Consider the following 15,915-nt stretch of genomic DNA (forward strand, 5'->3'; position numbering starts at 1 on the left):
TGTGTATCAAAAGGAAAATTGAAGTCCCATGATAAATGTTCTAGGTCTTGGTTGCGCTCTAACGTCTAAACCTCTACCCAAAATTGGGTTTGTTACATCTCTAAAGCCAAAGAAACCTGTATCAGCATCTGCTTGTGCCCCTGAAGTAGAACCTACTTCTGGATCGTATCCTGAATATCCTGTAATCACAAATACATTTTGCATATTGAAGAAAACTCTTCCGCTTTTAACCCATTCTGAGCCGATTACATCTGTTAAATCATACCCGATTTCTAAAGTTTTTAATCTGAAAAAAGAGCCGTCTTCTACAAAAAAGTCAGAAGGTAATTGGTTACCTGCGGGATCTAAGTTAGATACTCTTGGTATGTTGGTATCTGTGTTTGTGGGAGTAAATGCATCCCGTACTAACCCAAATTTATTGTCATCAGCAAAGAATACTCCAAAAAATTTGGTAACATTATAAATCTCACTTCCTTGAACTCCGTTAAAAAATAAACCAAAATCAAATTTTTTGTAATTACCAGTAAAGTTAATACCATAAGTAAAATCTGGAGTAGGATCACCAAGATTAGTTCTATCACTTTCGTCAATTCTACCATCCCCATTAGTGTCTACCCTTCTAAAATCACCAGGTTGAAGTAATGCTCTTCTGTCTGGGTCATTGGCTAAAAACGGATCATTGTCTATTTCGGCTTGGCTATTATAAATTCCGTCAGTTTCAAATCCAAAGAAAAAACCTAAAGGTTGCCCTTCTTCGTATCGATTTACTCTTGTTTGTTCTTCATTAATGATCGGCCCAAGAATCGGGTTTGGAGCTTCGGTTAATTCGTTAGTAATAGCTGCTATATTTAGACCGATATCAAATGTAAAATCACTACCGGTATCATGTTTATAACTCGCTTCTAGTTCGAATCCTTTATTGTTAATCGCAGCCGCATTTTGGATAACAGGAGCTCCTGACCCTGTAGTAGACGGTATGTCTACAGCTAGTAATACGTCTTCATTGTTTCTGCTAAAATAATCTAAACTTAACTTTATAGAATTATTAAACATGGTTAGATCGGCACCTATGTTTGTTGTTGCCGAGGTTTCAAAACTTATACTTTCATCTACCAAAGAAGTGATAGAGAAACCTTGGGCAGGATTATTAGCAAAAGCAACATTAGAAGTTGGGTTTAAGACAGATTGGTATACATAATCTCCTATGTTTTGTGATCCTAGTTCTCCATAACCACCTCTTAGTTTTAAGGTGTTTATAAATCCATCTTCTGGCCAAAAATCTTCTTCACTAACCACCCATCCTAAAGAAAAAGAAGGAAATACTCCGGTATTAAGATCATCATCTGAGGAAAATCTAGAAGTTGCATCTCTTCTTACGATACCAGTAAATAAATATCGATCTTTAAGTTTATAGTTTACCCTTGCATAATAAGAAAATAAACGTGATAAGAATTTACCTCCACCAGTGTTTTCTACCTGATCTGTAAAATTACCTATGTTTCTAATGTTATTACTTGGTAGTCCTTGAGCATAAACAGCAAGAGAATTGAAATCTACCTCCTGACGTGCTCCACCTAATAAAACATCAACTGAGTGATCACCAAATACTTTTTTATAATTAAGATTTGGCTCAACATTGGTTGATAAAATCTCTGCTCTCACTTCAGTAAGATCATTTGCTTCGTTTAAATTATTGGTAGCATCTGTGTTACTTTGAAAGAAAGTTGGTAGAAATGTATTACGATAGATGTTTTTATAATCTACACCAAAGTTTACTTTAGCGGTTAAACCATCAATAATTTCATAGGCAATATTAATATTACCCAATAAGTTACGTTCTGTATTTTCGTCATCTAATAGATTGGCAAGTGCAAATTTATTTGTACCACCTACACCATAAATATCGCCATCTACTGCTTCAAAACCTCCTTCGTTATTTGGATTAAATGCGTTAAGTATAGGTAATGTTGGACCTTGGTTACCAAAAGATTGGTTTCTGGTAAAGGTGTTTTCGGCAAATGCAAAAGATTCTTGAATTTTAAACTTTCCTATTTGAAATTGACTGTTTAGACGAGCATTTATTCTCTGGAAATCTTCACTAATCAACAAACCTTCTTCATTATAATAATTAGCAGAAAAGTAATACGAAGAATCGTCATTACCCGCAGAAATATTAAACCCATAATCTTGTATGGCTCCAGAATTAATAGTTAAATCTTGAAAATCGGTATTTATTCCTGGATCTACTATGTTTCCAGCTAGTCCGTCATTTACTCTTCTTTGATTTAGAAATTGAATGTATTCTGATCCGTTTAATAAATCTAATTCCTTAGCTTGGGTATTTATCCCGCCTCTAATATCAACATTAACTGTAGGAGACGAATTTTTTTTACCTCTATTTGTTGTAATTATAATTACTCCATTTGCAGCTCTTGTACCATAAATAGCAGCAGAGGTAGCATCTTTTAATACTTGTAAATCGATAATGTCTTTAGGGTTTAAGAAGACAATATCATCTACTACTGTGCCATCAACTACGTATAACGGAAAAGAATTTGTTAAAGAGCTAACCCCTCTTACAAAAACATTTGTTGCACTACCAGGAGCTCCACCTGCACTTTCAACTTGCACACCAGCTAATTTACCTTGCAGAGCGGCGGTTGGGTTTGCTACCACTACTTGAGCGATATCTTTTGATTTTATCTGCGAAATTGCCCCAGTGACTTCTCGTTTTGACTGCGTACCATAACCTACAACTATAATTTCGTCTAAGGCCGCTGCATCTTCTTCTAATGTAACATCGATTATTGTCTGTCCCGCAACAGGAACTTCTTTGGTTATAAACCCAATATAACTAAAGACTAGAACAGCATCATTGTTCACATCTGATAATGTGTAGTTACCATCAAAATCTGTGGTTGTTCCATTTTGGGTCCCTTTTATTACAATGTTTACCCCAGGTAAAGGGCCTTGTGATTCAGTTACTGTACCAGTTACTGTTTGCTGTGAATAAACAGTAGTGATGAGCCCGAATAAAAACATTATAAAACCAGTGAATGTTTTTTGATCCATACGATTTGTGTTTGTTGATAAAAATTTAACTTCTTTAAGTATTTAGAAAGTGTATAAGTGTACTAGTATAATTCATGCTATGATACACTATGCTACTGTGCAAATATAGAATAATATTTTAGAAAAAATTAATTTTTATTTTACAAAATAAAGAATATCATATCTATTATGTTAAAATATTATGATTTTTTAACATCTGTTTTTTTAGGAATAGTAAGAAAATACTTTCTCTAGGAAAATTGAGTTATTGATTAACTGGTATTGATTTTCGGTGAAATGGCTGTAAACCCCTTTCTTTTTGATTTTTAAGGGTTTATGCCTTTGATTGATTGTGTAAGCAAAAAAACTATAAAGAATTTCTTTGACGTAGATAGGTTGGTGTAATTTCTTGAATTAAATTACGTTCCTTGACAAAAGTTGCAGCTTTTTTTGCCATAATTTCAAAATCAGTCGAAATTGTTGTAATTCCTCCAAAAGCAATTTCTTTAATAATATTATCATTATAAGTAATAATACCAATATCAGTACCCATTCGGTACTCTGATTTTCGAGCATCTTTTAGTACTTTCCAAAGGTGGTTATCACCAATTGAGAAATATGCGGTCTTCTTTTTTAGTGTATTTGATTCATAATTTTCTACCACAGATCCATTTATATTATAGTCTTTTATAAATCTATTAAAAGCAGATAGGATTTGAGGTGGGTAATCTGATTTTTCTTTGAAGAAAAGTACAAAGCGATCATATTTTTTGATTCTTGGTGTTAGTTCAACTAACTTTTGATATGTGATATCTTCAAACTCTTGACTGATATATGAGTAATCTTTTGGCATTTTTAAATAGCGATCAATTAATAACAATCGATCAGCAGGTATTTTTTTCAAAAGAGGAGTTATTTCAGGAGCTTGTATAGGGGCAATTACATACATTCCATATTTACGCGAAATATTATCCATTATAGTTTTAAAAAGGGTAAGATTGGTGTGATGAAAGAATATATCGATATGATATTTTTTTCCTAACTCTTTTCTGAATGTGTTGTAAAAATCTTCCTGAAAGCTATGGTAGGCGAATAGTATTAAGGCAACTTTTAGTGTGACGTTCGTTTCTTCACTTATAATATAATATCCTTTTAGGTTTTTAGATTCTACCAGTCCTCGTTCTTTTAACTCGGTATATGCTTTTACAAATGTTTTTCGAGCATATCCAACTTCTGTTACCATTTGGTTGATAGATGGTAATTTGTCGCCAACTTTGAGAACTCCAGCATCTATAGCATCAATGATTCCTAATACGATTTGTTCATGCTTAGATATGGTGTGAATGTCCTGTAGGTTGTATATCTTTTCTAAAAGCGATTGCATTTTATTGTTTTTTTTATCAAAAATTTAGGTGGATATTATATTTCAAAATCAAATCCTGATTTTTGTAATTTTTTGTATTTGGTATGGTCAAATTTATAAAGGAAAGCACCTTTTTTAGAACCTGTTCGATCTTTTTCTTCTAATTTTATGATAATATCGAATGAAAGAATTTTTTTTCTAAAATTTCGAGGATCTAATTTCCTTCTATAAATCGCTTCATAAAGTTTTTGTAATTTGGGTAAAGTAAATTTCTTTGGTAATAGTTCAAACCCTATTGGTTTATATCGGGCAATCTGTTCGATACGTTTAAGAGCATCAATAGTCATCTCATTATGATCCAGTATTAATTCGGGAACGTTATCTATTTCATACCATTTAGCACCCTTTTCTTCTACTAACTTGTTAATAGTGTCATTCACATAAATTAGTGCGTATTGGGCAACAGAAATACAACGATATCCAGGATCTCTATCAACAGAACTATATGTTTTTAGCTCTTTCATGTAAACGTTTTCTAGGCCAGTAAATTCTTTTAGAATTCGTATAGAAGCATCCGAAACACTTTCACCAATTTTTACAAAACTACCAATTAATGACAATGAGCCTATGAAAGGATCTATTTTTCTATTAAAAACTAGTAACTTTAATTTCTCATTATCAAAACCGAAAATTATACAATCCACGGCAACGTAAAATTTATCTTTATTACTATATAAGTCCATTGTGTGGTAAGTGTGTTTTCATGTATTTATTGGTTTTAATGACAAAATAAGGAAAAATATAGTTCTAATATAATAAACGTATTTTTTACATTTATTATATTTGTCTTTTTTTATAGAAAAAAACAGTGTAATTTCATTTTTGATGTTAAGAAATTTAAAATGGTAAAAGATAAATCTATTGAGGAAATGAGTGGAGAACATAAATCGTTTGTTTCAAATTTTAAGGAAGAGTTAAAAGTAGTGTCTCCAGGGCGAATTAATTTCATAGGGGAACATACAGATTATAATAATGGCTTTGTGTTGCCTACGGCCATAGATAAAAAAATTGTATTTTCTTTTGAAGCTAATGGTTCAGAATCTCAATGTAATGTATATAGCGTTTCGTATGATAAACATTTAGTTTTTGATTTAGAGAATATATCTCCTAGTACTGTAGAATGGGAGAATTATATCCTAGGCGTAATAAATGAATTACTTCAGATTACAAATGGGGTAAAAGGTTTTAACTGCATTGTAAAAAGTGAATTGCCCATTGGCGCGGGAGTAAGCTCTTCTGCTGCCTTAGAATGTGGTTTAGCTTTTGGGCTTAATGAGCTTTTTAATCTTGATTTACCAAAAATTGCTCTGGTAGAACTGTCACAAAGAGCTGAGCATACTTACGTTGGTACAAAATGTGGGATTATGGATCAATTTGCTTCGGTAATGAGTGAAGATCAAAAGGTTATTCTCTTAGATTGTAAAAATCAAGAACATCGATTGATAGATGCTAATTTTGAACCGTATAAAATTTTATTATTGAATACAAATGTGTCACACAATCTGGCTTCTAGTGAGTACAATACACGTCGAGAAGAATGTGAAGAAGTAATTTCTGTAATCGCCAAAGAAAATGAACATGTAAAATCCTTAAGAGATGTTACAAAGAGTTTATTAGATGAGTATAAAGATAAGTTGTCTTCTAAACTTTATGGAAGAGCATTGTATGTTATACAAGAGAATGATAGAGTTCTTCGGGCTTCAGAATGTTTAGAAAAAGGTGATTTAGAAATGTTTGGAAATCTCATGTATAAGTCACATAGAGGACTTCAGCATGAGTATGAAGTAAGTTGTAAAGAATTGGATTTTTTAGTTGATTTTTCAGAAGGCAATGACCAAATCATTGGATCTAGAATGATGGGTGGTGGTTTTGGTGGTTGTACGATCAATTTAATTCACAAAGACCACATAGATGCATATTTACCTGTTGTCAAAAAAGCATATAAAGAGCAATTTAATATTGATTTAACTTCGTTTATCACAGTTCCAAGTCAAGGAACATCAATACAAAAATAAAATAATGCAAGATTTTAATGATAATCCTCATAAGAGATATAATATATTAACTGGAGAGTGGGTATTAGTATCACCCCACAGAACAAAAAGACCTTGGCAGGGAAAGAATGAAGAACCTGCAAAATTTTCTCAAGAATCTTATGATTCAGAATGTTACTTGTGCCCTACTAATACCAGAGCCAACGGAGAAGTAAATCCCGATTATAAGAAACCATATTCTTTTACCAACGATTTTGCGGCTTTACTAAAAGAAGTGCCAGAAGTAGATTTTACAGATGGTTTGTTAAAAGCCAAATCCGAGAGTGGTATTTGTAAAGTAATTTGTTTTTCTCCTAATCACGCACTTACGCTGCCTGTAATGAAGGTAGAAGAAATTACTGATGTTGTGCAATTGTGGCAGAAAGAGTTTCTTTTGTTAGGAGAATTAGAAGGTATAAATTATGTGCAAATCTTTGAAAATAAAGGAGCAGTAATGGGATGTAGTAATCCGCATCCGCATGGACAAATTTGGGCACAAAGATCTATTCCGGGTGAAATTTCGAAGAAAACAGAAAGACAAAAAGAGTTTTGGCAAACTCATAAAAAATCTCTTCTAGGAGCTTATTTAGATCAAGAATTGGCAATGAAGGAGAGAATTCTTATCGAAAATGATGATTTTGTTGCACTTGTACCATATTGGGCAGTTTGGCCTTATGAAACAATGATTATACCTCGTAGAAAGGTTAAGGATATAAGTGAATTAACAACAACAGAGGCGTATAATTTTGCAGAAATCATTAAAAAATTAACCACTAAGTACGATAATGTTTTTAAGACTTCATTTCCTTATTCTGCTGGGATTCATCAAGCTCCTACCGATGGTGGTTCATATGAAGAATGGCATATGCACATGTCTTTCTACCCACCATTATTAAGATCTTCAACAGTAAAGAAATTTATGGTGGGGTATGAAATGTTTGCAGATCCTCAAAGGGATATCACAGCAGAACAAGCAGCACAAAAGATTAGATCTCAAAGTGATGAGCATTATACTACTGTATTGTAATAGTTTTAATGTTAAAGTATTTTAGAGACTTCTTGATTTACAAACTCTAGAAAGCGTTCATCCTCTTTTTTAAATGGATCAATAGTGTCAGAATCAATATCGATCTGCCCTATGTTTTCGCCATTTTTAAATAATGGAACAACGATTTCAGATTTTACGTTAATGCTGCAGGCAATATAGTTGTCTTGTGCCTTTACATCAGGGACAACAAAGTTTTCGTTTGAAACAGCTACCTGACCACAAATTCCTTTGCCAAAAGGAATGATTACATGATCTGTTTCTAATCCAGCATAGGTGCGTAATTTTAATTCGTCTTTGTCTCCATTCTTAAAATAAAAACCTACCCAGTCATAGTGGTCAACGTTATCTTTTAAGAAATGACATATTTGATTTAGTCTTTCGGTTATTGATACATCTTCATTGGTAAGTATGCCCGTTACATCGGGTTTTAAATCTTCTAATTGCATTCCCTCAATTTTTCCGGCAAAAATATTTAAAATATTTAAAATCAAGGATTGTTTTTTATGATATTCTTTTGTTAAAAAATCCTAGTAAAAACCTAAAATAAGTTTAGCTCGTATGTATTTATGAAGTAAATTTACACATTTTTAAATACTAGGTTAAATAAAATATCTGAGATATAATACATAATATCAAAAGTTTAGAGCTTATGAGTAAATTGTTTAAAGTGTTGTCTTTTGTGATTGTAATATTATTTTTGTCCTGTAATAAGGATAAAAAAGAACCTGTTGTGGTAAACGGTAAAGTGGACCTTAATGCAACAGTTTCGAAGTCAAAAGTAGATTTCTCTGATATGAAAGTTCAAGAAATCTATGATTTATATCTAGTTATGAAGGGGGCTTTGGTGAATTCTGATAGTAAGCAGGTGCAATTAGAATCAAAAAAACTACAAAATATTCTGGATGATTCGAAAGAGAATAAACAATTAAAAGCGACTGCAAAACTTATTTCTCTTACAAAGGATATTAAGAAACAAAGAGATTTTTTTGTGACCATTTCATCAGAGGTTGAACTTAGAATTAGTAAAACAAAGATAAATTCAGGAGAGGTGTATAAACAATATTGTCCGATGGCTTTTGATGGAGCAGGAGGGTATTGGTTATCTGATTCTGAAGAGATACGAAATCCATATTTTGGAAAATCAATGCTTGTTTGTGGAGATGTAAAAAACACGTTTAAATAAATGGGTTGTAGAGTGTTATTATCAAGTAAAGTATATTTGTTTGGTAATTAATAAGAAATATTGATTATATTTAAAAGTACCAAGTCTGCTATTGTCAATTTTTTGAGGGAGAAATTGTGTTAAATGACTTGATATTGTTGTAATTGGGATAAAACAATAACGTTTATGGTAATTAGAAAACTAATGGCATTAATTTTCTTAATGATTTTAGTGTCGTGTACTACTACCGAGGTAGCTCCGGAAAGTCAAACAATGGCTCTTCTGGAGAAAGCTAAAGCACTGCGGTTGAGAGGAGAAAAAGTAGAACAGAGTTTGTATAGAAAAAAAGACTCTATAGAAGGTCTATCTGCGGGAGAAAGTGTTAGACGTGTGCAAGAGCGAAGTAACTTTGTGAATATTGCGAAAATATCTGATGACTTTGTATTTGATATGAAATACGCTACTAGGGATAATTTTCTTAAAAAGCAGGTGTATGATTGTGCTAAATGTTTGGTAAGAGATGAGGTGGCTAAGGCATTGATCGCAGCAAATAACGACTTACAAAAACAAGGGTATAGGATTAAGTTTTTTGATTGCTACCGACCACACAGTGTGCAGAAAAAAATGTGGAAAATATTTCCTAATCCGGGATATGTAGCAAACCCTAAAGGTGGCTCTATTCATAATAAAGGAGCAGCTGTGGATATTACTTTGGTTAGATCTGGTGGTGGAGCGATAGATATGGGTACAAAGTTTGATCATTTTGGAAAAAAAGCACATCATGCATATACCAAACTTTCTAAAGAAGTTCTTGCTAATCGTAAATTATTAAGAACTACTATGGAAAAACACGGTTTCAAAACAATAAAAACTGAATGGTGGCACTATAATTTTAAAAGCAATCAAGGCTATAAAATCTCGGATTTTAGATGGGATTGCGATTAAAAATACGATTAACAAAAATCGACACCTACATATAGCAGGTGCCGTTTTGAGCACAATTGTAAAATCGGAAAAAATTAGAATTGTTCAATTTCCATACTACCCTCCATAGTATTAGTAGATGATTTGTGTGATATTTTTATAAATATTGATATGTTTTAGTAGTTAAAAACTCTTCAAATTCATCAGAGGTAACTAGTTTATAAAATGTTTGTATTGCATTTTGATAATTCTCTGTTTCATATAATGTGTCTCCTACTTGTGTTTGAATAACTTTTAATTCATCTTCAAAAAAGATGTGAAATAGCGTGTTGTTAAATGTTCTTCCGTCTTCTAAGGATACTTCGTTTTTTAGCCATTGCCATAATTGTGTTCTGCTAATTTCTGCAGTGGCAGCATCTTCCATTAAGTTGTATAGGGCAACAGCACCGTTTCCGCTAAGCCAATTGGCAATATAATGGATTCCTACATTAATATTTTCTTGAATTCCTCTTTCTGTAATTGTGCCTTTAGGGATTTCCAGAAGATCATCTTCTTTGATTACAACATCATTACGCTTAACATGTATTTGATTAGATGTTGGCATGTGTTTGTCAAAAACCTGCATTGCTAATTTTACAAGCCCAGGATGTGCGACCCACGTACCATCGTGTCCGTTTTTTACCTCACGTTCTTTGTCAGCTAGAACTTTAGCAAAAGCTGCAGTATTCTTTTCTTCATTATTTTTAATTGGGATTTGAGCAGCCATTCCGCCAATAGCCAGGATATTTCTTTTATGGCATCTTTGTATAACTAATTTACTATAAGCGTCCATGAAAGGGCTGGTCATTGTTACTTGTGCTCGATCGGGAACTACAAAACCTTTATGATTTCTTAATTTTTTAATATAACTAAAGATGTAATCCCATCTTCCGCAGTTTAACCCAACGATATGATCTTTTAGAGCATAGATAATCTCATCTAATTGAAAACTAGCAGTAATGGTTTCAACAAGAACGGTCACTTTTACACTACCAGACTCTATGCCAAGATATTCTTCTGAAAAATCAATGACATCGTTCCACCAGATGGCTTCTGTAAAATGTTCTAGTTTAGGTAAGTAATAATATGCACCAGTACCATTTTCTTTTAATTGTTCGTTATTGTGAAATAGATAAAGTGCAAAATCAAATAAAGAGGCGCTTGTTTCTTGTTGTTTGATTAAAAGATGTTTTTCATTAAGGTGTAAACCTCTTGGGCGTACGATTAATGTTGCGGTTTTCTCTTTTAACTGATAGGTTTTGTCTCTTTTTGGATTGTAAAAGGAAATAGTTTTGTTGACGGCATCCTTAAGGTTTCTTTGTCCTTGAAGGCAGTTTTCCCAAAGCGGGGCATTACTATCTTCAAAATCGGCCATAAACGTTTTGGCTCCTGAATTTAAAGCATTAATGACCATCTTTCGGTCTACAGGACCTGTTATTTCGACTCTACGATCTTGTAGGTCTTCTGGAATTGGAGCAGCACACCATTCGCTATTGCGAATTTCTTTTGTGTTCTCCGGAAAAGATGGATACGTACCTAAATCAAACAACTGTTGTTGACACTCACGGTTTTTTAATAGCGTTAATCGTCTCTCATTAAAACGATCTTGTAAGGCTTCTAAAAAGGTCAGTGCACCATCAGTTAAGATTTCAGGATGGTAGTTTTTAACTTCTTTCGAGAAGCTAATTTTCTGACTAAGGTTTGTCTGTATTTCCATAACTATATCGTTTGAGTGAACAATATTAAAAAAAAGTTTTTAATAAAACAAGCGAACGTTCGCTAAAAGTGAATTTTTTCTTTTTTCCAGAATTACGCGAAAAGTGTTATTTTTGATATTATGGCAATAGCAGAAGAATATATTAGATTGATTTTTGGTCTGAAAATCAAGCAGATACGAACCGAAAAGGATTTATCCCTATTTGGCTTATCAAAGTTGTGTGGCTTATCAAAGTCGTACTTAAATGAAATTGAAAAGGGAAAAAAATACCCAAAAACAGATAAAATTATCAAACTTGCTGAGACACTAGATGTTCCATATGATAGTTTGGTTTCACTTAAATTGGATAAAAACTTAGCACCGATAGGTGAAATTTTGCAATCAGGAATATTAGATGAGATTCCCTTAGAGTTATTCGGGATACAACAAAGTGATCTTATTGATATAATAGCAAATGCTCCTTCTAAGGTGAATGCATTTATTAGTACGGTTATTGAGATTGCTCAGCACTACAATATGAGTAGAGAGGGCTTTTATTTGGCTTCTCTGCGCTCTTATCAAGAGGCTCATAATAACTTTTTTAAGGACTTTGAGGATAAGGCAATAAAATTTGCCAATTCGTATCAACTAAATCTTGATGGAAAAATAACTTCTGTTGAATTAGAGGAAATTTTAAAAGAAGAGTATGGGTATACCATTAATAATGAAGGTATCCCTGAAGAAGATGAATTAGATAATTTACGATCTGTATTTGTGCCTTCTACTAAAACACTTTTATTGTCTAATAGAGTAGATGAAGCTCAAAAGACGTTTATTTATGCCAAAGAATTGGGATATCAGTATTTAGAAATTAAAGAGAGGCCATATACGTTTTCATGGATACGCTATGATAATTTTGAAGAGGTGTTGCATAATTTCTATGCCTCGTACTTTGCAGGAGCACTCATTATTCCTAGAAATCATCTTAAGAAACATCTTAAGGAGCTTTTTGTGTTAAATAAATTTTCAGAGAAAGCACTTCATAAGGTTATGAAATTATATAATGCTTCTCCTGAATCTTTTTATCAACGACTTACGAATATTCTTCCTAAAGATTTCGGAATGCAAAATGTATTCTTTCTTAGGTTTACGCATAAGTTAGGTGTAGAAAAGTTTAATTTAGTTAAAGAACTGCATATTACACATCAACAGCAACCTCATGCAAATGAAGTAAATGAGCATTATTGTAGACGTTGGATGGCTATTAAGACATTACAAAGGACTGCTAATAATGATTTAGAATATGCTTTTGATATTCAGATTTCTGATTATACAGATACTGATCAACAATACTTGGTGTTTACATCGGCAACAAAAGATCCTTTTAGAAAAGATTATTATAGAAGTATTGGGATAGGGTTTTTAATTTCATCTGCATTAGAGAAAAAAATAGGTTTTGTAAAAGACGCTAAAATACCAAAAGAACAGGTGGGTGTTACTTGTGAGTCATGTTCTATAATGGATTGTGAAGTAAGAGTAGCACCGCCAAAACGATTGTTGGCCAAGAAAAAACATAAGAAAACTGCCGCTTTAGTTCAGGAAATTGTAAAGAAGTATTCGTAAAAGTAGTTTTAAAAAAGAAACATTGTGTATGTAATGTTTTTTACATCACATACACAATACTTTACTATTATACGCTCGTGTGGCAAAGGCACGATCCAGGCGATGTTTCATGGCTGCCACAATTGCAACCTGATCCACCATTAACTTGGCGTTGCGCTTTTTTTTTAATTATTTTCACACCCTCTAAATTTAAAATACTTTTCTTCATAAGTTCTAAGATATTAAAGATTATTTGTTTTAAAGTTAGTGTAGAGGTTGACTGGTATGCAAGAAAAGATTCTTGGGATTTATAAATTTCAACCATAAAGTCATAACAAAATAAAACCCATCTTGAAGTTACCAAGATGGGTTTTTATTGTTATTTGTAAATAAGGATTAAAACCTTATTTCGATTCATTGCTGATTACATCATGCCAGGCATTCCTCCGCCCATTGGTGGCATACCACCTCCTGCAGCAGGAGCTTCTTCTTTGATGTCTGTTAATGAACATTCTGTTGTAAGGATCATTCCTGATACAGATGCTGCATTTTCTAAAGCAATACGTGTTACTTTTTTAGGATCAATAATCCCTGCTTTAAGCATGTCAACATATGCTTCTGATTTAGCGTCATAACCAAAATCAGCTTTTCCTTCAAGTACTTTGGCAATAACTACAGAACCTTCTCCACCTGCGTTTTCAACTATAGTTCTTAATGGAGCTTCAATTGCACGGTTTACAATTTGTACACCTGTTGCTTCGTCTGCATTTTCAGTTTTCACGTCACCTAGTACAGATTTAGCTCTTACTAAAGCAACACCACCACCGGCAACAATTCCTTCTTCTACTGCGGCACGAGTAGCGTGTAATGCATCATCTACGCGATCTTTCTTTTCTTTCATTTCTACTTCAGAAGCAGCACCTACATATAGCACGGCTACACCTCCTGCTAATTTAGCAAGACGCTCTTGTAGTTTTTCTTTGTCGTAATCAGAAGTAGTAGTTTCTATTTGAGCTTTGATCTGATTTACTCTGTTTTTGATTAAATCTTCTGCACCAGAACCGTTTACTACAGTAGTATTATCTTTGTCAATAGCTACTTTTTCTGCAGTACCTAAGTGCTCAATAGTAGTGTTTTCTAATGTAAACCCACGCTCTTCAGAAATAACTGTACCTCCAGTTAGAATAGCGATATCTTCTAACATAGCTTTACGTCTGTCGCCAAAACCAGGAGCTTTAACAGCGGCTATTTTTAATGCGCCACGTAGTTTGTTAACTACAAGTGTAGCTAATGCTTCTCCGTCTACATCTTCTGCAATAATCAAAAGAGGTTTCCCAGTTTGAGCAACAGGCTCAAGCACTGGTAACAAATCTTTCATAGCAGAAATTTTCTTATCATACAATAAGATGTATGGAGTCTCAAGATCAGCAGTCATTTTTTCGCTATTTGTAACGAAATAAGGTGAAAGGTATCCTCTGTCAAATTGCATACCTTCTACGATGTCTACAGTAGTATCAGTACCTTTTGCTTCTTCGACAGTGATTACACCTTCTTTACCTACTTTGCCAAAAGCTTGAGCGATAAGGTCACCGATAGTTTCATCATTATTAGCCGAAATAGCAGCTACTTGTTTAATTTTATCTGAAGAATCACCAACTTCTTTAGTTTGTTTTGCAAGATCAGCAGTAATAGCTTCTACAGCTTTGTCAATCCCACGTTTAAGATCCATTGGGTTGGCACCAGCTGCTACGTTTTTAAGTCCTTCTTTTACAATTGCTTGGGCCAATACGGTTGCAGTAGTCGTACCATCACCAGCAAGGTCATTGGTTTTTGAAGCTACTTCTTTTACCATTTGAGCTCCCATGTTTTCAAGAGCATCTTCAAGCTCAACTTCTTTTGCTACAGAAACTCCATCTTTAGTTACAGTAGGAGCGCCAAAAGATTTACTGATAATTACATTACGTCCTTTTGGTCCTAGAGTTACTTTTACTGCATTGGCTAATGCATCCACACCACGTTTTATACCGTCACGTGCTTCTATGTCAAATTTTATATCTTTTGCCATAATTTATTTTTTTAAACTTTAAAAAATTAAATTCCAAAACTTGATTTCTTGAGTTGTCGAAGAAAAAAGATGGAATTTGTAATTTGATTTTTGTGATTACCGATTAAACTATTGCAAGAATATCGTCCTCGCGCATGATTAAATAGTCTTTTCCATCTAATTTTAATTCTGTACCAGAATATTTACCATAAAGAACAGTATCACCAACCTGAACGGTCATTTCGTGGTCTTTTTTACCAGCACCTACAGCTGCTACTTTACCTTTTTGTTGTTTTTCCTGAGCAGAATCAGGAATGAATAATCCAGAAGCCGTTTGTGTTTCAGCAGGAAGTGGTTCTACAACCACACGATCTGAAAGAGGTTTAATATTTACTCCCATTGTGACTAGTTTATTTTTTAAATTTTAAATGAAATGTTTGAAGCGTTTATTTCAGAAATTATGCCAGTAACAGTATACTGACAAATTGAAATAAAAAAATGTCGACTGTATGACAAGTCGACATTTATATTGTTGTTTTTTTGAAAAATACTATTCGTTACTGTCATCATCCGCAGCAGGAGCATCCGGAGTAACAGGAGTTTCTATTTGAACATTGTCAGTATTTACCTTTGATTCTTGGATACTATTTCCACCCATCAAATCTATATTAGATAATAAGATAAGCACTAGTAAAAGTGTGGCTAAAGTCCAGGTACTTTTATCTAAAAAGTCTGTTGTTTTTTTAACACCTCCTAGTTGTTGTGTTCCTCCTCCTCCAAAAGAAGAAGATAAACCTCCACCTTTAGGGTTCTGTACCATGATTACTACTATTAGTAGAAAAGATACGATAACGATTAATATTAAAAAGATTGAAAACGTTGTCATTATATAT

At 33.3% G+C, this 15,915-nt stretch carries 13 protein-coding genes; 5 read left to right on the top strand and 8 right to left on the bottom strand.

All coding sequences use genetic code 11. From position 1 onward, the window contains the following. Window positions 1–6: 6 nt before the first annotated feature. The 3 genes from D1816_RS20350 to D1816_RS20360 all read right to left on the bottom strand — a co-directional run bounded on the left by D1816_RS20350 (window position 7) and on the right by D1816_RS20360 (window position 5,118). Complete coding sequence (locus tag D1816_RS20350) at window positions 7–3,072, bottom strand: TonB-dependent receptor (RefSeq protein ID WP_118505313.1); 3,066 nt, start codon at window positions 3,070–3,072, stop codon at window positions 7–9. Between the two features lie 346 nt (window positions 3,073–3,418). Next, on the bottom strand, window positions 3,419–4,435 hold the full coding sequence (locus D1816_RS20355) for a GntR family transcriptional regulator (RefSeq protein ID WP_118505315.1): 1,017 nt from the start codon (window positions 4,433–4,435) through the stop codon (window positions 3,419–3,421). Between the two features lie 35 nt (window positions 4,436–4,470). Next, the gene (locus D1816_RS20360) at window positions 4,471–5,118 is read right to left on the bottom strand and encodes an NUDIX domain-containing protein (RefSeq protein WP_233565271.1); all 648 of its coding nucleotides are present in this window, start codon (window positions 5,116–5,118) and stop codon (window positions 4,471–4,473) included. Window positions 5,119–5,316: 198 nt separating this feature from the next. Here D1816_RS20360 and galK point away from each other — a divergent pair, with 198 nt between their 5' ends. Continuing rightward, window positions 5,317–6,489 (top strand): galactokinase, encoded by a 1,173-nt coding sequence (galK, locus tag D1816_RS20365; protein WP_233565270.1) that lies wholly within the window; start codon window positions 5,317–5,319, stop codon window positions 6,487–6,489. A gap of 4 nt (window positions 6,490–6,493) precedes the next feature. Further along, window positions 6,494–7,534 (top strand): UDP-glucose--hexose-1-phosphate uridylyltransferase, encoded by a 1,041-nt coding sequence (locus tag D1816_RS20370; protein ID WP_118505317.1) that lies wholly within the window; start codon window positions 6,494–6,496, stop codon window positions 7,532–7,534. A gap of 11 nt (window positions 7,535–7,545) precedes the next feature. Here the strand turns inward: D1816_RS20370 and D1816_RS20375 are convergent, their stop codons facing one another. Next, a complete protein-coding gene (locus D1816_RS20375; RefSeq protein WP_066308548.1) occupies window positions 7,546–8,001 on the bottom strand; it encodes a GAF domain-containing protein in 456 nt (151 codons plus the stop codon). Between the two features lie 203 nt (window positions 8,002–8,204). Here D1816_RS20375 and D1816_RS20380 point away from each other — a divergent pair, with 203 nt between their 5' ends. Beyond that, window positions 8,205–8,738: a DUF3347 domain-containing protein gene (locus D1816_RS20380; RefSeq protein ID WP_118505319.1), complete on the top strand. Its 534-nt coding sequence runs from the start codon at window positions 8,205–8,207 to the stop codon at window positions 8,736–8,738. A 165-nt stretch (window positions 8,739–8,903) separates the two neighbouring features. Further along, the gene (locus D1816_RS20385; RefSeq protein WP_233565269.1) at window positions 8,904–9,662 is read left to right on the top strand and encodes a M15 family metallopeptidase; all 759 of its coding nucleotides are present in this window, start codon (window positions 8,904–8,906) and stop codon (window positions 9,660–9,662) included. A gap of 136 nt (window positions 9,663–9,798) precedes the next feature. Here the strand turns inward: D1816_RS20385 and aceB are convergent, their stop codons facing one another. Beyond that, a complete protein-coding gene (gene aceB / locus D1816_RS20390; protein WP_118505321.1) occupies window positions 9,799–11,397 on the bottom strand; it encodes a malate synthase A in 1,599 nt (532 codons plus the stop codon). Window positions 11,398–11,523: 126 nt separating this feature from the next. Here aceB and D1816_RS20395 point away from each other — a divergent pair, with 126 nt between their 5' ends. Further along, entirely contained in the window at window positions 11,524–12,999 is a 1,476-nt protein-coding gene (locus tag D1816_RS20395; RefSeq protein WP_118506305.1) for a helix-turn-helix domain-containing protein, read from the top strand. Between the two features lie 403 nt (window positions 13,000–13,402). Here the strand turns inward: D1816_RS20395 and groL are convergent, their stop codons facing one another. The 3 genes from groL to secG form a co-directional block, all read right to left on the bottom strand. Further along, window positions 13,403–15,043 carry a chaperonin GroEL gene (gene groL, locus D1816_RS20400; RefSeq protein ID WP_066308298.1) on the bottom strand — a complete coding sequence of 547 codons (1,641 nt, stop codon included), beginning with the start codon at window positions 15,041–15,043 and terminating at the stop codon, window positions 13,403–13,405. A 103-nt stretch (window positions 15,044–15,146) separates the two neighbouring features. Next, window positions 15,147–15,422 carry a co-chaperone GroES gene (gene groES / locus D1816_RS20405; RefSeq protein WP_066308295.1) on the bottom strand — a complete coding sequence of 92 codons (276 nt, stop codon included), beginning with the start codon at window positions 15,420–15,422 and terminating at the stop codon, window positions 15,147–15,149. 150 nt (window positions 15,423–15,572) lie between these two features. Continuing rightward, window positions 15,573–15,908, bottom strand: coding sequence for a preprotein translocase subunit SecG (gene secG, locus D1816_RS20410; RefSeq protein WP_066308293.1), 336 nt, complete (start codon window positions 15,906–15,908; stop codon window positions 15,573–15,575). Window positions 15,909–15,915: the final 7 nt, after the last annotated feature.

The sequence above is a fragment of the Aquimarina sp. AD10 genome, from assembly GCF_003443715.1.
Lineage (GTDB): Bacteria > Bacteroidota > Bacteroidia > Flavobacteriales > Flavobacteriaceae > Aquimarina > Aquimarina aggregata.